The organism is Bacillus sp. LJBV19 (assembly GCF_017797845.1).
GTDB lineage: Bacteria > Bacillota > Bacilli > Bacillales > Bacillaceae > Bacillus > Bacillus velezensis.
Window position 1 is genome coordinate 2,705,710 of sequence record NZ_CP072563.1, and the last position, 20,865, is coordinate 2,726,574.

The window sequence follows — 20,865 nt, forward strand, 5'->3', positions numbered from 1 at the left end:
CCCCTTATGAATCAAGCAGCTTTGACAGTTTCTTGAGCGCCTCAGCCCTGTGGCTGATTTTGTTTTTCTCAGCGCTTGTCAGCTGGGCCATGGTTTTATCTTTGTCTTTTACAATAAAAATGGGATCATAGCCGAACCCGTTATCCCCCTCGGGTCCTTCCGCAATATACCCTTCAACATGACCTTCGACCGTTTTTGTTTCCTGCCCCGGCATGCTGACGGCAAGGGCGCAGCGGAAACGGGCCGTGCGCTGCTCTTTTTCGATGCCTTTTAATTCTGACAGCACCTTGTCCATATTCGCCTTATCATCTTTTGCTTCTCCGGCATAACGGGCTGAATAAACGCCCGGTCTGCCTCCAAGGTTGTCCACCGATAAACCGGAGTCGTCTGCAATGACCATTTTGTTTACGGCTTTTGCCACGGCTTCCGCTTTTAAGATGGCGTTTTCTTCAAAGGTATGTCCGGTTTCCTCAATTTCTTCCGTAAATCCGATTTCCGCCAAAGAAGAGACGCTGTAGCCTTTCGGTTCGAGTATTTCCTTGAATTCTTTCACTTTTCCCTGATTGTGTGTCGCAATAATGGCTTCTTTCACGGTGATCAGGCCTCTCTTTCTTATTTCAGTTCAGGCAATGTTTCTCCCAGCACTTCTTTTTGCTTTTGAATAAGCGTCTGGATTCCTTTTTCGGCAAGGCTTAACAGTCCGTTTAAATCTTCGCGGGAGAATGTGGCTTCTTCGCCCGTCCCTTGAAGCTCTACAAAACGTCCGCTTCCCGTCATGATAATATTCATGTCGACTTCAGCCGCCGAATCCTCTTCATAATTCAGATCCAAAAGAAGGCCTTCTTCTTTATCCATCCCGACAGAAATGGCCGCGAGATAATCTGTCACAGGAGAGGTTTTGATAACGCCGCTTTTTACGAGTTTGCCGATCGCAATGGCCATTGCCAAGAAGGCGCCCGTAATGGAAGCCGTTCTTGTTCCGCCGTCAGCTTGAATGACGTCACAGTCGATCCAAATCGTGCGTTCGCCGAGCTTCTCCAAATCAACGACGGCCCGGAGCGCGCGCCCGATCAGCCGCTGAATTTCCATCGTTCTGCCGGAGACCTTTCCTTTTGAAGATTCTCTTATCGTTCTTTGATTCGTCGCGCGGGGAAGCATGCTGTATTCCGCTGTGATCCAGCCTTTTCCTCCGCCGCGTAAAAATGGCGGCACCCGGTCTTCCACAGATGCATTACAGATGACCTTCGTATTTCCCGCTGTAATTAAAACAGAGCCTTCCGGGTGAGTGATAAAATCCAAATCAAATGTGATAGGGCGCAGCTCATCGTGCTGTCTTCCGTCGTGTCTCATATTTTACCTCCGATTATATGTACATAAACCTTTTGTTCCGGATTGTGAATAAAGAAAGAGGCAGCCGGAACGCTAACCTCTTTTTTACTAGTATATCAAAAATCGCAAATTAAAAACTACCCGTATTCACTTGTGACGGCCTCGAAACAGGTTTTGAAAGGGATTCTCCTTTTTCATTCACCAGTTCTGATTTTCCATTTACTTTTATAGAAACACTTTTGATCGACGGCTGTTCGGTTAACGTGAGAACGATGCTGTCCAGTACGCCCGATGATACCATTTTTGTTTTTTCGTCGGCGCTTCCGTAAATAGAGCTGTTAAAGTCCAGTGTAACCTGGCCGTCTTTCACTTTCGGCTTGCTGAGAAGCTTAACATCGTTATTAAAGTCCGTCAAAAGCCCGCTTGCTTTGCCCGGTCCGTCGGCGAGCTGTTCAACGGCAGCGGTGATGTCATTTGTTTCCGAATTGTCAATCCGCTTTGTGACAGGTACGTAGTATTCGCTTGTCTCTGTTTCCGCCAGATAATATACAGTCAGCGGATGGGTGTCTGTCAGATCATTCACTCCGGCCGTTTCAATATTAATCCCGTCTTTTCTGCTTAAGTCGCCCGTAATCGGCGTGCCGCCCACAGGCATTTCTTTCAGCTCGTGCCCGTTGATTCTGATTTTGACTTTATCTATTGAGCTGAATTGGGTAAGCGTCCATGTAATCGATTGCAGGATTTTTTGTTCGTCTTCTTTTTTATAGTTTTTAAATTCCTTCGAAAAATCAGCGACGGCAGTGCCGTCTTTTTTAATATCGACATTTACCGTCGTATCCGCAGGGAGCACCGCTCTGAAGCCGTTCGGCAGGATTTCTGACACAGGCCCTCCCTGAACCAAATACTCAAGGGCCTGCTTTGCGGTTCCCTCACTGTTCGGAAGAGGCAGTGTCTGTGCTGCGACATAGCCGTTTTTATCAATCAGATACAGCTCTCGCATGACTGTATTGGCCGGCTGGTCGGCTTTAGAAGTGCCGTTTTTCTCTGACTGCTTTGGTTTTGCCTGAATTCCCGCTTCATCCTTTACATATGAAATGTCTTGAGGCGGGTCAATTTCCCCGGCTGTTTTATCGGATTGAAACAAACCGCATCCAGATAACACAAAAGCCGAAGTAAGACATGTTGCAGCAATGACTGCAGGTCCTTTTTTCAGCATACTTTTCCCTCCTAAGGCTGTTTGTACTATGATGTATACGAGCCCTGTCCGGGAAATAGACCGCGAAGCGCAAAAAAACCCGCCGTAAACAGCGGGTTTTTTGATTTATTTTCTGACCGGCTCTTGAAGGGAGATGCACTCGACATGGCCGATTTCGTGGCCGAACCAGTCTTCGGCAATTTTTGCGAAGCCGTTCCGCTCTCCCGTTGTAAGAAATTGATGCTCCGGTGCATGTTTCGATTGGTTTAACAAACCTTTATAAGACAAGATGGTGCTCACTTCTCTCGCCGTCTCGTCTCCGGAGGAAATGATTTTCACATGCTCCCCCATATAGTTCTGAATCGGATCTTTTAAAATCGGATAATGCGTACATCCTAAAATCAAGGTGTCAATTGATGTACCTTTTAAAGGCTCAAGCGATGCTTCAACCGCTTCCTCCGCTGATTCCTGAAGAAACCGTCCGCTTTCCACAAACGGCACGAGCAGCGGACAAGCCGTGTTCTCAACTTGAAGTTCTGCGTTTAATCCGAGCAGCGCCTGCTCATATGCTCTGCTTTTAATGGTATTGACCGTGCCGATGACGCCGATATGCTGGTTTTTCGTGACCTTTATCGCCGTTCTCGCACCCGGCTGAATGACTCCGACAACCGGAATATCCGTTTTGCGCTGAATATCCTCCAAGGCAATGGCCGTGGCCGTATTACAGGCGATCACGAGCATTTTGATATGGTGGTTTTCCAGCAGGTAATCGGTCATTTCCCACGTGTATTGAAGAACTTCTTCTTCAGGACGCGGGCCGTACGGGCAGCGTTTTGTATCTCCCACATAGATGATATTTTCCTTCGGTAGCTGTCTCATGATTTCCTTAGCAACGGTTAACCCGCCAACCCCGGAATCAATGACTCCTATCGGCTGTTCCAACAAAATCGCCTCATTTTCTTTTCATTTCATGCTGCAGTTTCAATAATGATTTTTCGAAAGCGGCTGTTTCTTCTTCGGAAAATGTCGCAAACATATCCCGCAAATAAGCCTGTCTTTTCAAAATCACTTCTTGGATAATGCGCTCTCCTTCAGCGAGAAGATGAATTCTGACGACCCGTCTGTCAGCCGGGTCTTTGACCCGCTCGACAAGCTTATTTTTTTCCATGCGGTCTATCAGATCCGTCGTCGTGCTGCAAGCCAAATACATTTTGGCTGATAATTCGCCTATTGTCATATCCCCCAATTCATAAAGCCATTGAAGCCCCACGAATTGCGGCGGTGTAATTGCATATTGGTTAAGGATTTCTCTTCCTTTTTGTTTAATGATCGCAGCGATATGGCGGAGTGATTTTTCGATATCCGCAACATGCTCTACAGATTTTGATGTCATTTGTCCATCCCTCACTCAAGGATCTTTCTGGGCTATGCGCTCCGTGTCTATTTTCCTTCTTTTTTTAAGAAAATGCAAGACTGACGGAGAAAAAGGAAAAACCGGGATTTTCACCGCATGCCCATCAGCCCGGGCGCCAACGCAAATAACCGGCTCCTTCTCGAAAAGAAGGAAAACCGGCAAGAATCAGAGCTCTAGCTCACCCATTCTAAGAAGCTCGACAACAGCTTGCGAACGCCCTTTCACACCTAACTTCTGCATGGCATTTGAAATGTGATTCCGTACAGTTTTTTCACTGATAAATAGCTCGCTTGCAATTTCCTTTGTTGTCTTGTCTTGAACGAGCAATTCGAATACTTCTCTTTCTCTTTTGGTCAGCAGCGGCTTTGATTGAAAATCTTTCTCCTTCAAGTATTGTAACCCTCCTTGCTAAGGTGAGAGCGAATCTGAAACGAATGGGTTTATATAGTCAAGATATCATATGTAAAGGGCGCTTCGGAGGTGACGTCTCTTAGAGAAATAGTTATCCGTTCAGGCGAGCAGAATGCCTTTCTCCCGCTCCGTCCAGCTGACCGCTTTGCCGCTTTTCTTCGACACTTGAACCATAACGACGGAACCTGTAAAGCACGGCAGGCCCGACTCATTTTCTCCAAGGTAATGAAGGGTGACGGACGCATTTCCGGCAGCGCTTGCTTTCACATAAATCCGCAGATTTTCATACGGCATCACCTGACGCATATAGTCGCACTGCTGGCTTGCGACGACCGTCATCGTTTCCGAGTTTTGCGCCGTTATGCCTCGCTGTTTAAAATAAGCGATCCGTGCTTCTTCAAAATAAATGAAAGGGGTTACATTATTCATATGGCCGAACATATCCGTTTCTGAAAAACGAACCGATACTTCAGTAAAGAAAGAAAACGACTGTCTCCATTCTTCAAACGGGATATCAATATATTGCGGTTGTTTCATCATCTTCAGCTCCTTATAAAAAACCTCTCCCGTGCGGAAGAGGCTCTTTTTCTCTTTCTTATACTCTGTCGCTTCCGAAGAAATTACGGAATGCTTGTAAATTGGTATCTCTGTTCAAAGCGGCGATTGAAGTCGTAAGCGGAATGCCTTTCGGGCAGGATTGCACACAGTTTTGTGAATTCCCGCAATCTCCAAGGCCGCCGTCTGTCATTAACGCTTCTAAACGTTCTGCTTTGTTCATCGCGCCCGTCGGATGGGCGTTAAACAGACGCACTTGCGACATCGGGGCAGGCCCCATGAATTTCGACTTGCTGTTGACGTTCGGGCAGGCTTCGAGGCAGACGCCGCATGTCATGCATTTAGACAATTCATATGCCCACTGGCGGCGTTTTTCCGGCATTCTCGGCCCCGGCCCCAAATCATAAGTCCCGTCAATCGGCACCCATGCTTTCACTTTTTTCAGTGAATCAAACATTCTGCTGCGGTCAACCTGAAGGTCACGGACAACCGGGAATGTTTTCATCGGCTTCAGACGGATCGGCTGTTCCAGCTTATCAATCAGCGCCGTACATGACTGGCGCGGTCTCCCGTTGATGACCATGGAGCAGGCGCCGCATACTTCTTCAAGACAGTTCATGTCCCATGCGACCGGAGTGGTTTTCTCTCCTTTTGCATTCACGGGATTTCTGCGGATTTCCATCAGGGCGGAAATCACGTTCAGATTCGGGCGGTAATTGATTTCGAATTCTTCATCGTATGGCGCGCTTTCGGGCGTATCCTGACGTGTAATGATAAACCGTATCTTTTTCTCACTCATGATTATTTCGCCACCTTCTTCTTCGAGTAGTCGCGTTTACGGGGCGCAATCAGTGATACATCGACATCCTGATATTCAAATTCCGGAGCTTCAAACGGACCGGCATGTTTAGCCATCGTCGTTTTGAGCCACTCATCGTCATTTCTTTCAGGGAAATCCGGTTTATAGTGCGCTCCCCGGCTTTCATTTCGGTTATATGCGCCGAGCGTGATGACTCTGGCAAGCTGAAGCATATTGGAGAACTGGCGGGTGAACATCGCGCCTTGGTTGCTCCATTTTGTCGTATCGTTGATATTGATTTTCTTAAAGCGTTCCATCAGCTCTTGGATTTTGTCATCCGTTTTCAAAAGCTTGTCGTTGTGGCGGACCACCGTGACGTTGGCCGTCATCCATTCTCCGAGCTCACGGTGAAGCACGTAGGCATTTTCGTCGCCGTCCATCTTCATGATATCGGCCCATTTTTCTTCTTCTTTTTTCACATAGGAATCAAATAATGAAGAAGACAGGTCTTCCGCTGAAGTTTCAAGTCCGGAAACATATTTCACCGCATTCGGTCCGGCCACCATTCCTCCGTAGATGGCGGAAAGCAGAGAGTTCGCCCCTAAACGGTTTCCTCCGTGCATTGAATAATCACATTCACCCGCTGCGAACAGTCCGCGGATGCTTGTCATCTGATCATAATCAACCCACAGTCCGCCCATTGAATAGTGAACGGCAGGGAAAATTTTCATCGGAAGCTTGCGCGGGTCATCGCCCATGAATTTTTCATAGATTTCGATAATGCCGCCAAGCTTAACGTCAAGCTCTTTCGGATCTTTGTGCGACAGATCGAGATACACCATGTTTTCTCCGTTGATGCCGAGTTTCTGATTCACGCACACGTCAAAGATTTCACGTGTCGCAATATCCCGCGGTACGAGGTTTCCGTAAGCCGGATATTTTTCCTCAAGGAAGTACCAAGGTTTTCCGTCTTTGTACGTCCAGACTCTTCCGCCCTCGCCGCGCGCCGATTCACTCATCAGACGCAGTTTATCGTCCCCCGGGATTGCTGTCGGGTGAATTTGGATAAATTCGCCGTTTGCATAATAAGCGCCCTGCTGATAAACGATTGATGCGGCAGATCCCGTGTTGATCATGCTGTTTGTTGATTTTCCGAATACGATTCCGGGTCCTCCCGTCGCCATAATAACGGCGTCAGAACGGAATGACTCGATTTGCATATTGGTCAGATTTTGGGCTACGATACCGCGGCACGTGCGCTCATCGTCAAGAACGGCGCCGAGGAATTCCCAGCCTTCATATTTTGTGACGAGACCCGCCACTTCATATCTGCGCACCTGCTCGTCCAGTGCGTAAAGAAGCTGCTGACCCGTCGTCGCTCCCGCGTATGCGGTTCTGTGATGCTGTGTACCCCCGAAACGGCGGAAGTCCAAAAGCCCTTCCGGCGTTCTGTTAAACATAACCCCCATGCGGTCCAATAAGTGGATAATGGACGGCGCCGCTTCACACATCGCTTTTACAGGAGGCTGGTTTGCCAAAAAGTCGCCTCCGTATACCGTGTCATCAAAATGCTCAAACGGAGAGTCTCCTTCCCCTTTTGTGTTGACAGCTCCGTTTATCCCGCCCTGCGCGCAGACCGAGTGAGAGCGTTTGACCGGAACGATGGAAAACAATTTAACGGCCGTGCCTGATTCCGCTGCTTTAATTGTCGCCATGAGGCCGGCAAGACCCCCGCCGACTACGATAATGCTTGATTGACTCATGATAGCCCCTCTCCCTCTAGTAATCTAGTTCTCTTACACAAACGCAAAAATCGCTTTTAAACCTACATATGAAAGCGCTAAAAATATAATCAGCGTCACGTAAGTCGAAATTCTTTGAGAACGCGGCGTGACCGTGATCCCCCATGTGACCGCAAAAGACCATAAGCCGTTTGAAAAGTGAAAAATGACCGATAAAACGCCTACAATGTAAAAGCCGAGCATAAACGGCGAGCTCAGAATATTCGCCATCATATCGAAGTTGACTTCAGCGCCCATCTGCGCGGCAATCCGCGTCTGCCACACATGCCAGCTGACGAAAATAAGGGTGAGAATACCAGTGACACGCTGAAGCACAAACATCCAGTTTCTGAAATAACTGTAGTGGCCAGCGTTGTTTTTCGCAGTAAATGCTATGTACACACCGTAAACCGCATGATAAATTAAAGGTAAGAAAATAATAAAAATTTCTAACGCATACCTGAACGGCAGACTGTCCATAAAGCCGGCCGCCTTGTTAAACGCATCCGCTCCCCTTGCGGCAAATTGGTTGACGACTAAATGCTGGATCAAAAAGATGCCGACCGGAATAACACCGAGCAAGGAATGCAATCTTCGAAAATAAAACTCTCTGTTCCCAGACATTACTTTACCCCCTGTTTGATTTAAGTGCGAAATGTACTAAAATCTCTGCCCCCACTTCGTTTCAATTGTAAGCACTTTATTAAAATTTATTGACAATTTCATTTTACTCCTCCCTCAAAAGGGCGTCAAGAAAACGTGTACATAAATTATAATTTTCGGAATTGATTATCTGGAGGGAAAATTTTATTTTCCTGCGATATCTTTCTCACATTTTTTCGCTTGTTTTATAGGATCATCCTGTAATCCTCCCCCCTGTTTAAGCTATAATAAACGAAGGAGAGAGGGGAATACATAATATGAAGAATAATTATGAAGCAGCTTTAGAACCTTTAACTGAACTCGACGTCAGCGCATACGGCTACGAATTAATCCGGGAAATCGTGCTTCCGGATATCCTCGGCCCGGAACATTCATCGATGATGTATTGGGCGGGAAAACGCCTCGCCCGCAAATTTCCTCTTCAATCGTGGGAAGAAATCCCCGCCTTTTTTGAAAAAGCCGGCTGGGGAACTTTGACAAACGCAGGATCAAAAAAACAAGAACTGGAATTTGAACTGGAAGGACCGCTCGTATCCAGCAGGCTCAAACATCAGAAAGAGCCTTGTTTTCAGCTTGAAGCCGGTTTTATAGCCGAACAGATTCAATTGATGAACGATCAGATTGCAGAATCTTATGAACAGGTAAAAAAGAGAGCGGATAAAGTCGTCCTGACCGTAAAATGGGATATGAAGGACCCTGTATAATTGAAAAAAGGCGGTGACTCCAAGTCCCGCCTTTTTGCCTGCCCGTTTATACGGCAGACGGCTGTTTAGAAAGCTCAAACGCATCATGAAGCGCTTCGACCGCTTTCACCATATCATTTTCACTAACAACCGCTGATACTTTTATTTCAGATGTGCTCACCATTTTGACTTGTACATTTTTTTCCGCCAGTACGGCAAACATGTCCGCGGCGACGCCGGGATTTGAAACCATGCCCGACCCGACAATAGAGACTTTCGCCAGTTTTCTTTCGGTTTCAATTTTTTCATAGTCAAGCGCGTTTTTATATTCTTCAAGCACGGCGACCGTTTGCGCGGCATCTTCCGTTTTCACTGAGAAAGAAATATCCGCTTCCCCATCGTCCGACTGTGTCTGAATAATAATGTCAACGTTGATGTTTCGTTTTGCCAGCGCGGTGAAGATTGTTGAAAGTGTTGTCAGTCCGCTTGCAAGACCCGTAACGGACACCCTTGTGATCTGGTCTTCAAATGCAATTCCTCTGACGATTAAATTCTGCTCCATTGATGATTCCTCCTCAATTAATGTTCCAGCTTCATGTTCCGTGCTTGACCGCACTTCCAAAGGCACTTGGTAGTTTTTCGCGAACTCAACCGCCCGCGGGTGAAGAACACCCGCTCCTAGATTTGCAAGCTCCAGCATTTCATCATAAGAAATTCCCGCCAGTTTTCTCGCTGACCGGACATACCGCGGATCTGTCGTAAATACGCCCTGAACATCTGTATAAATGTCGCATTTATCCGCTTCCAGCGCTGCGGCAAGAGCGACCGCCGTCGTATCGGAACCGCCGCGTCCGAGCGTCGTGATGCCGCCGTCTTCCGTTACGCCCTGAAAACCGGCAACGACTGTGATTTTGCCTTCTGCAAGCTGTGAACGAATCGCCGTGATATCAATATCCGTAATTCTCGCATTGCCGTGAACGGCTTCCGTGCGGACACCCGCCTGCCAGCCCGTATAAGAGACGGCGTCATATCCTTTTTCCTGAAGCGCCATGGCCAAAAGCGAAATCGTGACCTGCTCTCCCGTAGACAAAAGCATATCCATCTCGCGTCTGCTTGGTTCAGATGTGATTTCAGCCGCGAGGTTAACGAGCGCGTCGGTTGATTTTCCCATTGCCGAAACGACGACTACGACATCATGGCCTTTTTGCTTTTCAGCAATGGCGCGATTTGCAGCATTTTGAATTTTTTCGGCAGAGCCGACGGAAGTGCCTCCGAATTTTTGTACGATAAGACCCATACTAGACCACCCTTTATATTTTGGTTCGTGCGGGTGAGGAGAAAAGAGCGTTTTGTCCACAATAAAAAAAGCAATGAGAGGAATAGCTCTCATTGCTTTTTCATATCATTACGATTGATTATGAACAACGAGATAGCCCTCCAAGAAAATGAATTCTTGACAGCCTTACATTTATTTAATGCAAGGCCAGCAAATCACACCGATGGGATGTGATACACTTCGGCGACGCTCCCCTTTCAGCCTTTTTCGCAGAATCCATCATTCTCCAAAGGCTTACTATTGAAGTTCGCACCTCTATCTTCACCATATAACACGATCTTATGAAATTAGTTCACATTCTAGCAGATTTTTCAGAAAAGCACAATACTATTTTTTTAATTTTTCAAACAGCAGCTGGGCCGCCGCGGCCGGCACACCGGCTTTTTTGATATCGTCAAGGCTTGCTTCCTTCATCTTTTTGACAGATCCGAAATGTTTTAAGAGCATTTTTTTGCGTTTTTCGCCGATTCCGGGGATATCATCCAGAACGGATTGAAAGACGCTTTTTCCCCGGATCTGTCTGTGAAAGCTGATCGCAAAACGGTGAACTTCGTCCTGAATACGCTGAAGCAGGTAAAACTCTTGGCTGTTCCGCTCCAGAAACACCGGTTCAAGCGGGTCGCCGATCAAAAGGTTGGATGTTCGGTGTTTATCATCTTTCGCCAATCCCGCTACCGGGACATCAAGGCCGAGCTCATTCTCGAGCACATCGCGCGCCGCGTTAATCTGCCCTTTTCCGCCGTCAATGATGATTAAATCCGGCAGCGGAAGGTTTTCGCGGAGCACCCTCGTGTATCTTCTTCTGACGACTTCCCTCATTGAGCCGTAATCATCCGGCCCTGTTACGGTTTTAATTTTATATTTGCGGTATTCCTTTTTATTCGGTTTTCCGTCAATAAAGACAATCATGGCCGATACGGGGTTTGTGCCTTGAATATTGGAGTTGTCAAACGCTTCAATCCGATGCGGCGTATAAATATTCAGCGCTTCACCGAGCCGTTCGGCTGCACCGATTGACCGTTCCTCATCCCGCTCGATTAACGAGAATTTTTCCCGCAGAGCAATTTTCGCATTTTTGTGCGCAAGCAAAAGCAGCTCTTTTTTCGGGCCTTTTTTCGGCTGATGCACGGCGGTTTCCAACAGCTCGCTGATCATGTCCCTGTCAACGCTGTCAGGCACCAGAATTTCCTTAGGCAGAAAGTGATTGTTTTTGGAATAGAACTGGCCGATGAAGGTCAGGAATTCTTCATCCGCTTCCTGATACATCGGAAACATGCTGACGTCGCGTTCGATCAGTTTTCCTTGGCGAATGAAAAAGACTTGGACGCACATCCAGCCTTTATCGTAGGCATATGCAAACACATCGCGGTCCAGAAGGTCATTCATGGTCATTTTTTGCTTCTCCATCGTCGATTCGATGTGAACAAGCTGGTCGCGGAATTCTTTAGCCCGTTCAAATTCAAGCTTTTCCGCCGCTTCTGCCATTTTCGCTTCGAGCTCTTTTTTGATTTCGTTATGCCCTCCCTTTAAAAAACGGGTGATGTCTTCAACAATCTCGCGGTTTGTCTCCCCAGATATATCCTTTACACATGGGGCGAGGCATTGTCCGAGATGATAATAAAGACAGACGCGGTCCGGAAGCTTTGAGCATTTCCTGAGCGGGTAAAGGCGGTCCAGCAGTTTTTTCGTTTCCCGCGCCGCCTGCACATTCGGATACGGGCCGAAATAGCGTCCTTTGTCTTTTTTGACATTCCGGGTGACAATCAGCCGCGGATGGCGTTCATGGGTGATTTTAATAAAGGGATAGGTTTTATCATCTTTCAGCATGACATTGTATTTCGGATCGTATTTTTTAATTAGATTCATTTCCAAAATAAGCGCTTCAAGATTGGAGGAAGTCACGATATATTCAAAGTCCTCAATCTCCGTCACAAGCCGTTGGGTTTTTGCGTCGTGAGAACCGGTGAAATAAGACCGCACCCTGTTTTTCAAGACTTTCGCTTTCCCCACGTAGATGACTGTTTTTTGACGGTCTTTCATTAAATAACAGCCCGGCTGATCGGGAAGGAGGGCCAGCTTTTCTTTCAGTTGTTTATTCATACGTTACCCTTCCTTACATTCATTTCTCGTGTCCATTCAGTGTATCACGAACATTTGTTTTTCTCCATTCTCAGCTTTTGGAAGATCAAAAAAGGCGATTCCCTTTCAAAGGAATCGCCCTGCCGTAACGGAAGCTTTCGGCTTACAGATGTTTGTTTACAAGCTCTTCAAGAGCTTCTTTCGGTTTGAAACCGACAGATGTTTCAACGACTTCTCCGTCTTTTAATACGAGAAGTGTCGGGATGCTCATGACGCCGTATTTACCGGCAGTTTCTTGGTTTTCATCCACGTCGATTTTGACGATTTTCAGTTTGTCTCCCATTTCTTGATCGAGCTCTTCAAGAACGGGCGCGATCATTTTACAAGGTCCGCACCAAGGAGCCCAGAAATCAGCCAATACGACACCTTCACTTGTTTCAGCTGAGAACGATTGATCAGTTGCTTTTACGATAGCCATTTGTTATTCCTCCAATTGTCAAATGATGATTTTTAGTATAGCATCTCCCATTCGTTCATGCTAATTTAATGCTTATATTATTTTCTCCCGAACCCGCCGGAAATAATCTTTTTTATACAGTGTATTATAACCGGGCGGCGGGCGTTCAAAACTTAAGATGGGCCCGCAGGCAGCGTGATTAATACAATCGCCATCGGAGGAAGCTCCGCCTCAAGTTTTCCGCTCTTTTGAGCAAACCCGGAAAACGGCTTCGGTTTGACGTTTTCCGGACTGCTGAATGTATTATGGGCATTCATTTTTTCCGCGTGCAGAATCGTTCCCGAAGGCTTCCCTGTCTTTTTCATGCCCCGCAGTTCAATCTTCACATCAGCTTTTTGCAGATGATCGATATTGCAAATGCTGATATGTATGTCTCCGTTTTGCTGTTTGGACGCTGAAATGCTGACTTGCGGGAGCCGGCCGTCATTCCATTCGTACCCGGCTGCTTTTGTTTCTGTCGCCAAAAGAGATGCGTCCTGATGCACCTTAAACATATCAAACACATGATACGTCGGCGTCAACAGCATTTCTTTCCCTTTTGTCAGGATCATTGCCTGAAGCACGTTGACGGTTTGCGCGATATTGGCCATCTGTACGCGGTCTGCGTGCTGATGAAAAATATGAAAATGCGTGGCGGCGACAAGGGCGTCGCGGATCGTATTCTGCTGATACAGAAAGCCCGGATTCGTGCCCGGCTCAGGATCAAGCCACGTGCCCCATTCATCAATGATCAGCCCGACTCTTTTTTCGGGATCGTACTGATCCATGATGGCACTGTGCCTTGTGATCAATTCATCCATATGCGCCGCTTTTTTCATCGTGATGAACCATTCATCTTCCGTAAACTCCGTCGCTGATCCTTTCCCCTTCCAGAAGTCGCCCGGTATTGTGTAATAATGAAGGCTCAGCCCGTCCATGAGATCAGCGGCTTTTTTCATTAAAGTTTCAGTCCAGCGGTAATCGTCGACATTCGCGCCGCCGGCAATTTTATAGATTTCATTGCCGCTGTAATTACGGACATAGGTTTGAAAGTTTCTGTAAAGGTCGGCATAATAGTCAGGATGCATGTTTCCGCCGCAGCCCCAGTTCTCATTTCCTATTCCGAAATATTTCAGCTTCCACGGTTTTTCCCGCCCGTTTTCTTTCCTCCAGTCGGACATCGGCGTGCCCGCTTCAAACGTCATGTATTCAATCCAATCAGCCATTTCTTTAACCGTTCCGCTGCCGACGTTTCCGGCGATGTACGGTTCGCAGCCGAGCAGTTCACAAAGCATCATAAACTCGTGCGTGCCGAATTCATTGGAATCAATCGTCCCGCCCCAATGGGTATTCAGCATGGTTTTGCGTTTCCCTACGCCGTTTGCCCAATGGTATTCATCAGCAAAACAGCCGCCCGGCCATCTGAGGACGGGAATCTGAAGCTGTTTGAGGGCGGCGGCAACATCCGTCCTGACCCCGCCGGTATTCGGAATATCGGAATCTTTTCCGACCCAGATGCCCTCATATATGCCTCTTCCCAGGTGTTCCGCGAAATGTCCGTATATGTTTTTATTAATGGTTCCCCGTGTGATATCGGTTTGAATGACTGCCGTATTGTGAGACAAACTTGATCATTCCTTTCCCTTAATAAGAATGAAAGCACTACAGCCGATCTATGTATCTGGAATGTATGCTGAATGGATAAGTTTGTAAGCGCTTTACAAAAGCTTATTACATTGGTTCGTACATGTCAATCTATTGTTTTATTAATCTATAATTTGTACGAACCAATTAACACAAATCAAAACCCTCTGACAAATTAAGCCAGAGGGTTTTGATTATGAATGAATATTGGCATTTTTAAATTCCTGGGTCAGAAGCGGAACCACTTCGAACAAATCGCCGACAATTCCGTAGTCCGCTATTTTAAATATTTCCGCTTCCGGGTCTTTGTTAATGGCAACAATGACCTTACTGTTTGACATGCCCGCCAAGTGCTGAATCGCTCCGGAAATGCCGCAGGCGATATACAAATCCGGCGTGACGACTTTTCCCGTCTGGCCGATTTGAAGAGAATAATCGCAATAGTCCGCGTCACACGCGCCGCGTGAAGCGCCCACCGCTGCTCCGAGCACCTCGGCAAGTTCTTTTAACGGTTCAAACCCATCTTTGCTTTTTACACCGCGGCCGCCTGCTACGATAATTTTCGCTTCTGATAAATCCACGCCGTCTGCCGTTTTTTTGACTACTTCTTCAATGACTGTCCGCAAATCTGCCGGAGGCGCCGCAAGCTCTTCAATATCACCCGTCCGGTTCGCGTCTTTTTCTAATGCCTGAATATTATTCGGCCGAATTGTCGCCAAAATGAAAGGATCGGTTGAAATCACCTGTTCAAAGGCTTTGCCGGAATAGATCGGTCTTGTAAAAACGATGTTGTCTCCGGTAACGCTTACATCCGTGCTGTCTGAAATCAGCCCCGTTTCAAACCGGGCCGCAAGCTTAGGTGACAAATCTTTTCCCATAGAAGTGTGGCCGAAAATGACCGCATCAGGCTTTTCATTTTCGATCAAATCCCCGAGAACCGCGGCATATCCGTCCGCCGTATACTGAGAAAGCCCCGGCGCATCGGCCGTAAATACTTTGTCGGCGCCGTACTGAATGAGTTCTGATGCTGCATCAGCCGCGCCTTTTCCCATCAGCACGCCGATGACATCTCCTCCGCCCGAAATGGTTTTGCCTGCGGCTATGGCTTCAAAGGTGACGTTCCGTAAGGCGCCGTCACGAATTTCTCCGAGTACGATCACTTTTTTTCCCATTCTGACATCCCCCAGTTTCTTTAATATCGGTTTATACGACTTTGGCTTCTTTTCTCAGCAGTGACACAAGCTCTTTCGCCTGCTCAGCGGCTTCTCCTTCGATCAGTCTGCCCGCTTCTTTTTGCGGCGGCAGAAAACGTTCGATCGTTTTGAGCTTCGGTGCGGCATCATCTTCATCAATGTCGAGGTCATCGAGCTCAAGTTCTTCCAGCGGTTTTTTCTTCGCCTTCATAATGCCCGGAAGCGACGGATAGCGCGGCTCGTTTAAGCCTTGCTGTGCCGTGATGACTAAAGGAAGTGAGGTTTTAATGATTTCGGTATCCCCTTCGTTGTCTTTCTCTGCCACAGCTTCATCGCCGCTGATTGTCAGTTTTGTAATCGTTGTGACGCAAGGAATGTTCAGCAGTTCGGCAAGCCTTGGAGCCACTTGGCCGGAACCGCCGTCAATCGCGACATTTCCTCCGAGAATCAGATCATATTCGCGATCCTTGAAATAATGATATAAGATAGTTGAAATGGAGTATTGGTCAGGATCGCTCAGATCATCTTCAATATTGATTAACACCGCCTGGTCACAGCCCATCGCAAGGGCGGTTCTCAGTTCTTTCTCCGCATCTTCTCCGCCGACGGTTACAGCGGTAACGGTTCCGCCGTGCTCTTCTTTCAGCTGAATGGCTTCTTCAATGGCGTATTCATCATACGGATTAATGATAAATTCGGCCCCGTCCTCCTGAATCTTTCCTGCTTCAATGACGATTTTCTCTTCTGTGTCAAACGTCCGTTTCATCAGTACAAATAGATTCATAATCTTATCCCCTTTATCTTCGCCCACCGAATTGAGGCTTTCTTTTTTCGAGAAATGCCTGAATGCCTTCTTTTGCGTCATCTGATGCAAATGCTTCCCCAAAGCGCTTTGCTTCAAGCTTTAAGCCGCCGTCATAAGAATAGATCTTGTTTGAATAAAGGAGCTCAAGCAGATAAGCCATTGACTGCGGGCTTTTTTCCGCAAACTTGCCCGCGAGCGTTTTCGCCTTTTTCAGCAGCTCTTCCTCATGTTCGGCGCCTATCGTGACAAGGCCGAGGCTGAGCGCTTCTTCTCCGGTCACAGGTTCTGAAGTGCCGATCATTTCAAGCGCTTTCGCCGTACCGACGTACCGGGGAAGCCGCTGCGTCCCGGCAAAGCCCGGAATAATGCCTAGATTCAGCTCGGGCAGCCCGAGCTTTGCATCCAATGTAGCGATTCTGATATGGCAGGCCATGGCTAGCTCAAGACCGCCTCCGAGCGCAGCGCCGTGAATCGCTGCGATAACGGGCTTCGGAAACCCTTCAATTCTTTCCATCAGCTGCTGGCCTTTATCCGCCATGGCAGAAGATTGCTCAAGATTTTCAAGCGACGTAAATTCCTTTATATCGGCGCCCGCCGAGAAAAATTTTCCCTCACCGCGAATAATGATACTTCTGACGCTGTCATCTGTTTCACACCGGTCGAACAGACCGGACAACTCATCTAAAACCGCACCGGACAGCGCGTTGGCCGGCTGATGATTAATGGTGATCACCGCAACAGATTGTTCTACCGCCATCGAAAGGCTGTTCATCCGTCAACCCCCTTTAGTTTTGATGAATCCCTGACACCAACAGCTCCAATACCTTGTCTGACAAATCCGGAAGATCATATTTCTGATCGTTCATCACCCATGTTGTCACTGTTTCATCTATCGTCCCGAATATCATCTGCCGGGCGAGGCGGACGTCGAGATTGTCTTTCCATTCCCCCGACTTGATTCCTTCGGTCAAAATGGTGTCCAGCATGTTTAAATAACCTTTTAAAATATCATTGATTTTCAGGCGCAACTTGATATTCGACTGTCTGAGCTCAAGCTGGGTCACAATCGCGAGGTGGCGGTCATTGCCGAGCAGTGTGAAATGCTGCTTAATAACGAGGGCGAGTTTTTCTTTTGCCGTCGTTTTTTCTTTCACTTCTTCTTCCATGCGTTCAATGAACTGGCCCATCTTTTCTTTAAAAAGAGAAATGAGTATATCCTCTTTGTTTTTGAAATATAAATAGATGGTGCCGTCCGCAACGCCGGCCTGCTTGGCGATTTTGGACACCTGTGATTGGTGATAGCCGTTTTCCGCTATAACTTCTACTGCTGCATCAATAATCTGCATATACTTTGGCCGTTTTTGGTTCAATGTCATCGTTCCTTCCTTCGATAAATGAATGACTATTCATTCATAACTTCATGATAAAAAGGAATCCGGATTTTGTCAAGTTTTTCTTTTAAGGCACCTTGTTTTCACGGGAAGCATCTTCCTCTTCGACTAAACGCCTTCTTAATATTTTTCCGACGGCCGTTTTCGGAAGCTCTTTTCTGAATTCGTAAAGCTTCGGGACTTTGTACGGCGCAAGCCGCTCTCTTGCAAACGCATCAAGCTCATCGGCATCTGCCTCGGCGCCTTTTTTCAAAACGATAAATGCTTTCACCGTTTCCCCCCTGTAGGAATCAGGAACGCCCGCTACGACGATTTCCTGAACGGCTTCATGCTCATAAAGCGCCTCTTCCACCTCCCGGGGGTAAATGTTGTATCCGCCGGCAATGATGATGTCTTTTTTTCTGTCGGCGATGTAGAAAAATCCTTCCTCATCCATATATCCCATATCTCCGGTAAACAGCCAGCCGTCTCTGATGACACGCGCCGTCTCCTCCTGCTTATTCCAGTATCCTTTCATGACCTGAGGACCTTTTACGATCAGCTCGCCGTGTTCATACGGCCCCGCAAGCCCGCCTTTTTCTTCTGAATAGATTCCGGCGTCGGTATTGGGCCAGGGACAGCCGATGCTGCCTGGTTTATTTTTTCCCCAAATGAAGTTTGAATGGGTAACCGGTGATGCTTCGGATAATCCGTAGCCTTCCACAAGCTTTCCTCCGGTCACTTTTTCAAATTTCTGTTTGACCTCAACCGGAAGCGCCGCTGAACCGCTCGGACAGCTTTCAATGGAGGACAAATCATACTTGTTCAGCTCCGGGTGATGCAACAGCCCGATGTAAATCGTCGGTGCCCCGGGAAAAACCGTCGGCTTCAGCCTGTCGATTGTTTTCAGGGTATCCAAAGGATTGAATTTGGGAAGAAGGATCATTTCACATCCCTGCATAATGGAAAAATTGAGCACGGCGGTCAATCCGTACACATGAAAAAAAGGCACGATGCCGAGCACCTTTTCGGCTCCCTTTTTCATTTTGTACATCCAGGCGGCGCACATTTCTGTATTGGCCTGAATGTTCCGGTGTGTGAGCATGACGCCTTTCGGATAGCCGGTTGTTCCGCCCGTGTATTGAAGCACGGCGATGTCATGCGCAGGGTCAATATCAAATCGCTCCGCTTCCTCCGCTCTTTCGTTTTTTAAAATATCCGCTAATTTGTGAATTTGTTCGCAGCCGTCATAATCAATATGCACCTGTTGTTTTTGTGTGAGCGTATACAGCATATTTTTCGGAAACGGCAAAAAATCCTTCATACTTGTTGTAATAATGCGTTCGACGATTGATAACGTTTTCATTTTCATCACCTTCGGAAACAGCATATCGAGGGTGATGATCACGCGCGGCGCACTGTCTTTCAGCTGATACTCAAGCTCGTGTTCCGTGTAAAGAGGGTTGGTCTGAACGACAATGCCGCCGGCAAACAATACGCCGTAAAAAGCGATGACCGACTGCGGACAATTGGGCAGCATAATGGCGGCTCTGTCACCTTTTTTCAGGCCTGTTTTACGTAAAAAAGCGGCCAGCTTTAACGAATCTGTGAGAACGTCTTGGAATGTGAGTTTTTTTCCGAGAAAATAAATGGCGGTATGGTTCGGGAATTGAGCTGCGGAGTTTGTCAGATTGGATGGCAGGGTTTGATCGGTAAATTCAAGCTCATGCGGAATCTCTTCGGGATATTGAGAAAGCCATGGCTTTTCAGACTGCATAATACCTCTCCCTTCTGTTTTCCTATACGCTATTATTATAGCAGAAGGGTGATTGGAATTGGAAAGCGTTTCATGTGAAATTTCGAGTCTCAGGAGGTGTTGAGTTTGCTGGAAACGCTGCATTTTGAAGAGGGAGTTCCTATCCTGCGCCAGCTGCCGAAGCCGTTTACGTCGGCCGCCTTTTTGCTTCATCCCTTTGTCCGGATGCCGGATGGGTGGGAAGAGCAAAAGCGCAAACGGCCTTATGAACATATGTATCCGAGTGATGAGGAGATCATCGCGATGGGCAGCCCCGTTTCCTGGCAGACCGTCATGACCGTTTGCGGATTGCGCTCTGAAAAAGAGACGGCGCTTGCGCTTATGAGCGCTGTCACGGCACTGCGGGAGGAATATGCACTTCCTGAATCCGCCAGGCTGTTTAATCGGCTTCATCCCGATCTGTACTTGCCGAGCGATGATGTCACTTCACCATTTTTAATTCCGGGACTTTTGGATGTGTTCCGTTCAAAAGGCATAAAGCGCTGCACTTATTATGAGCCGGTCGAAGAGAAAGGCATATTTTCACTCAATCAAACGGCGGCTTCGGATGTATGCGGATTGCTGCGGGCTGACATGATCATTGCCGACGAAAAACGGCGCGCCGCTTTTATGAGCATATATGATTCTTTTACGACACTCTTTCTCATGGAAGATCAAAACATGCCGTCTGTCATCCGCGCCATGAATTGGGAAGCCGTCATTTGCTCTGATACGGCCTGCATAAACTGGTATTCTCAATAAAAAAGGCCGCCGATTCTAGTTCGGCAGCCTTTTTTCAGTATTAAGATGTCATGACCAGATAAATAAGTCCGATGAACAGAAAAATTCCCGCTGCCGACAGCAGCACTTTCGCAAGCTTCTCCATTTTTCCCCGTCCCCTTAAATCCCGGCGGCCACCACAAATGACAGGCCGACTGAGATGACAAATGAAATAAAGCCGACAGCTCTGTTATCTTTTTCAATTTCTTTATCAATTTTAAACCGGGGCGTCAGAAATTCAAAGATAAAATAGCTGATTAAAAGCATAATAAATCCGTATACGCCCCAGCCGATCATTTGCAAAAGCGAATTATGCTGGGCGATGCTGTGCTGAAAGACATTTGCGATACCGAGAATTTTCCCTCCGGTCGCCATTGCCACCGCAAGATTGCCTTTTTGGATTTCCACCCAGTTTTTATAGGATGTCACCAATTCAAACACGGTCAGAAAAATGACGAGACACAAGACGGCTACACTGTAATAAGCCGCGATTTCAACAAGCTCATTTTCCCAAAAAGCATTCATGACGTTTACTCC

At 47.3% G+C, this 20,865-nt stretch carries 22 protein-coding genes and 1 riboswitch; of the genes, 2 read left to right on the top strand and 20 right to left on the bottom strand.

Going from position 1 to position 20,865, the window contains the following annotated elements:
* Positions 1-4 precede the first annotated feature (4 nt).
* From J6600_RS13035 to sdhC, 10 genes are all read right to left on the bottom strand, one after another.
* Positions 5-601: an XTP/dITP diphosphatase gene (locus tag J6600_RS13035; RefSeq protein WP_087920775.1), complete on the bottom strand. Its 597-nt coding sequence runs from the start codon at positions 599-601 to the stop codon at positions 5-7.
* An 11-nt stretch (positions 602-612) separates the two neighbouring features.
* Positions 613-1,350 carry a ribonuclease PH gene (rph, locus tag J6600_RS13040; RefSeq protein WP_007612934.1) on the bottom strand — a complete coding sequence of 246 codons (738 nt, stop codon included), beginning with the start codon at positions 1,348-1,350 and terminating at the stop codon, positions 613-615.
* A 109-nt stretch (positions 1,351-1,459) separates the two neighbouring features.
* Positions 1,460-2,545 (bottom strand): GerMN domain-containing protein, encoded by a 1,086-nt coding sequence (locus J6600_RS13045; protein ID WP_014418573.1) that lies wholly within the window; start codon positions 2,543-2,545, stop codon positions 1,460-1,462.
* 105 nt (positions 2,546-2,650) lie between these two features.
* Positions 2,651-3,469 (bottom strand): glutamate racemase, encoded by an 819-nt coding sequence (gene racE, locus J6600_RS13050; protein ID WP_012118125.1) that lies wholly within the window; start codon positions 3,467-3,469, stop codon positions 2,651-2,653.
* Between the two features lie 7 nt (positions 3,470-3,476).
* Positions 3,477-3,917 carry a MarR family winged helix-turn-helix transcriptional regulator gene (locus tag J6600_RS13055; RefSeq protein ID WP_014418574.1) on the bottom strand — a complete coding sequence of 147 codons (441 nt, stop codon included), beginning with the start codon at positions 3,915-3,917 and terminating at the stop codon, positions 3,477-3,479.
* A gap of 186 nt (positions 3,918-4,103) precedes the next feature.
* Positions 4,104-4,328: a spore germination transcription factor GerE gene (gene gerE, locus J6600_RS13060; protein WP_003152579.1), complete on the bottom strand. Its 225-nt coding sequence runs from the start codon at positions 4,326-4,328 to the stop codon at positions 4,104-4,106.
* Positions 4,329-4,448: 120 nt separating this feature from the next.
* Complete coding sequence (locus tag J6600_RS13065; RefSeq protein WP_012118126.1) at positions 4,449-4,886, bottom strand: acyl-CoA thioesterase; 438 nt, start codon at positions 4,884-4,886, stop codon at positions 4,449-4,451.
* A 58-nt stretch (positions 4,887-4,944) separates the two neighbouring features.
* Positions 4,945-5,703, bottom strand: coding sequence for a succinate dehydrogenase iron-sulfur subunit (gene sdhB / locus J6600_RS13070; protein ID WP_003152575.1), 759 nt, complete (start codon positions 5,701-5,703; stop codon positions 4,945-4,947).
* A 2-nt stretch (positions 5,704-5,705) separates the two neighbouring features.
* The gene (gene sdhA, locus J6600_RS13075) at positions 5,706-7,466 is read right to left on the bottom strand and encodes a succinate dehydrogenase flavoprotein subunit (RefSeq protein ID WP_003152573.1); all 1,761 of its coding nucleotides are present in this window, start codon (positions 7,464-7,466) and stop codon (positions 5,706-5,708) included.
* A gap of 33 nt (positions 7,467-7,499) precedes the next feature.
* The gene (gene sdhC / locus J6600_RS13080; protein WP_003152571.1) at positions 7,500-8,108 is read right to left on the bottom strand and encodes a succinate dehydrogenase cytochrome B558; all 609 of its coding nucleotides are present in this window, start codon (positions 8,106-8,108) and stop codon (positions 7,500-7,502) included.
* A gap of 296 nt (positions 8,109-8,404) precedes the next feature.
* Here sdhC and J6600_RS13085 point away from each other — a divergent pair, with 296 nt between their 5' ends.
* Positions 8,405-8,851 carry a YslB family protein gene (locus J6600_RS13085; RefSeq protein ID WP_007612940.1) on the top strand — a complete coding sequence of 149 codons (447 nt, stop codon included), beginning with the start codon at positions 8,405-8,407 and terminating at the stop codon, positions 8,849-8,851.
* A 46-nt stretch (positions 8,852-8,897) separates the two neighbouring features.
* Here J6600_RS13085 and J6600_RS13090 read toward each other — a convergent pair whose 3' ends face one another.
* The 9 genes from J6600_RS13090 to J6600_RS13130 form a co-directional block, all read right to left on the bottom strand.
* Entirely contained in the window at positions 8,898-10,127 is a 1,230-nt protein-coding gene (locus J6600_RS13090; RefSeq protein WP_038459408.1) for an aspartate kinase, read from the bottom strand.
* Positions 10,128-10,252: 125 nt separating this feature from the next.
* Positions 10,253-10,432: riboswitch (Lysine riboswitch) on the bottom strand.
* A 61-nt stretch (positions 10,433-10,493) separates the two neighbouring features.
* Positions 10,494-12,266: an excinuclease ABC subunit UvrC gene (uvrC, locus tag J6600_RS13095; RefSeq protein WP_209387479.1), complete on the bottom strand. Its 1,773-nt coding sequence runs from the start codon at positions 12,264-12,266 to the stop codon at positions 10,494-10,496.
* A gap of 142 nt (positions 12,267-12,408) precedes the next feature.
* Positions 12,409-12,723: a thioredoxin gene (gene trxA / locus J6600_RS13100; protein ID WP_003152560.1), complete on the bottom strand. Its 315-nt coding sequence runs from the start codon at positions 12,721-12,723 to the stop codon at positions 12,409-12,411.
* Between the two features lie 152 nt (positions 12,724-12,875).
* Entirely contained in the window at positions 12,876-14,366 is a 1,491-nt protein-coding gene (locus J6600_RS13105; RefSeq protein ID WP_209387480.1) for an alpha-N-arabinofuranosidase, read from the bottom strand.
* A gap of 213 nt (positions 14,367-14,579) precedes the next feature.
* Positions 14,580-15,557 (bottom strand): electron transfer flavoprotein subunit alpha/FixB family protein, encoded by a 978-nt coding sequence (locus J6600_RS13110; RefSeq protein ID WP_021494410.1) that lies wholly within the window; start codon positions 15,555-15,557, stop codon positions 14,580-14,582.
* Between the two features lie 31 nt (positions 15,558-15,588).
* Positions 15,589-16,362 (bottom strand): electron transfer flavoprotein subunit beta/FixA family protein, encoded by a 774-nt coding sequence (locus J6600_RS13115; protein WP_007408121.1) that lies wholly within the window; start codon positions 16,360-16,362, stop codon positions 15,589-15,591.
* Positions 16,363-16,375: 13 nt separating this feature from the next.
* Positions 16,376-17,155 (bottom strand): enoyl-CoA hydratase, encoded by a 780-nt coding sequence (locus J6600_RS13120; protein WP_015417952.1) that lies wholly within the window; start codon positions 17,153-17,155, stop codon positions 16,376-16,378.
* A 13-nt stretch (positions 17,156-17,168) separates the two neighbouring features.
* Positions 17,169-17,753 (bottom strand): fatty acid metabolism transcriptional regulator FadR, encoded by a 585-nt coding sequence (locus J6600_RS13125; protein ID WP_007408119.1) that lies wholly within the window; start codon positions 17,751-17,753, stop codon positions 17,169-17,171.
* Positions 17,754-17,841: 88 nt separating this feature from the next.
* Positions 17,842-19,530, bottom strand: coding sequence for an AMP-binding protein (locus tag J6600_RS13130; protein ID WP_209387481.1), 1,689 nt, complete (start codon positions 19,528-19,530; stop codon positions 17,842-17,844).
* 105 nt (positions 19,531-19,635) lie between these two features.
* On the opposite strand from J6600_RS13130, the gene J6600_RS13135 reads away from it, so the two are divergent.
* Complete coding sequence (locus J6600_RS13135) at positions 19,636-20,310, top strand: DUF2711 family protein (RefSeq protein ID WP_209387482.1); 675 nt, start codon at positions 19,636-19,638, stop codon at positions 20,308-20,310.
* Between the two features lie 138 nt (positions 20,311-20,448).
* On the opposite strand, the gene J6600_RS13140 is transcribed toward J6600_RS13135, so the two are convergent.
* Complete coding sequence (locus J6600_RS13140; RefSeq protein ID WP_003152541.1) at positions 20,449-20,853, bottom strand: DUF350 domain-containing protein; 405 nt, start codon at positions 20,851-20,853, stop codon at positions 20,449-20,451.
* Positions 20,854-20,865 lie beyond the last annotated feature (12 nt).

Coding starts and splice junctions, on each gene's coding strand:
- rph (WP_007612934.1), bottom strand. CDS start 1,350: ATGAGACACGACGGAAGACAGCACGATGAGCTGCGCCCTATCACATTT.
- J6600_RS13045 (WP_014418573.1), bottom strand. CDS start 2,545: ATGCTGAAAAAAGGACCTGCAGTCATTGCTGCAACATGTCTTACTTCG.
- J6600_RS13055 (WP_014418574.1), bottom strand. CDS start 3,917: ATGACATCAAAATCTGTAGAGCATGTTGCGGATATCGAAAAATCACTC.
- J6600_RS13065 (WP_012118126.1), bottom strand. CDS start 4,886: ATGAAACAACCGCAATATATTGATATCCCGTTTGAAGAATGGAGACAG.
- sdhB (WP_003152575.1), bottom strand. CDS start 5,703: ATGAGTGAGAAAAAGATACGGTTTATCATTACACGTCAGGATACGCCC.
- sdhA (WP_003152573.1), bottom strand. CDS start 7,466: ATGAGTCAATCAAGCATTATCGTAGTCGGCGGGGGTCTTGCCGGCCTC.
- sdhC (WP_003152571.1), bottom strand. CDS start 8,108: ATGTCTGGGAACAGAGAGTTTTATTTTCGAAGATTGCATTCCTTGCTC.
- J6600_RS13085 (WP_007612940.1), top strand. CDS start 8,405: ATGAAGAATAATTATGAAGCAGCTTTAGAACCTTTAACTGAACTCGAC.
- J6600_RS13090 (WP_038459408.1), bottom strand. CDS start 10,127: ATGGGTCTTATCGTACAAAAATTCGGAGGCACTTCCGTCGGCTCTGCC.
- uvrC (WP_209387479.1), bottom strand. CDS start 12,266: ATGAATAAACAACTGAAAGAAAAGCTGGCCCTCCTTCCCGATCAGCCG.
- trxA (WP_003152560.1), bottom strand. CDS start 12,723: ATGGCTATCGTAAAAGCAACTGATCAATCGTTCTCAGCTGAAACAAGT.
- J6600_RS13110 (WP_021494410.1), bottom strand. CDS start 15,557: ATGGGAAAAAAAGTGATCGTACTCGGAGAAATTCGTGACGGCGCCTTA.
- J6600_RS13115 (WP_007408121.1), bottom strand. CDS start 16,362: ATGAATCTATTTGTACTGATGAAACGGACGTTTGACACAGAAGAGAAA.
- J6600_RS13120 (WP_015417952.1), bottom strand. CDS start 17,155: ATGAACAGCCTTTCGATGGCGGTAGAACAATCTGTTGCGGTGATCACC.
- J6600_RS13130 (WP_209387481.1), bottom strand. CDS start 19,530: ATGCAGTCTGAAAAGCCATGGCTTTCTCAATATCCCGAAGAGATTCCG.
- J6600_RS13140 (WP_003152541.1), bottom strand. CDS start 20,853: ATGAATGCTTTTTGGGAAAATGAGCTTGTTGAAATCGCGGCTTATTAC.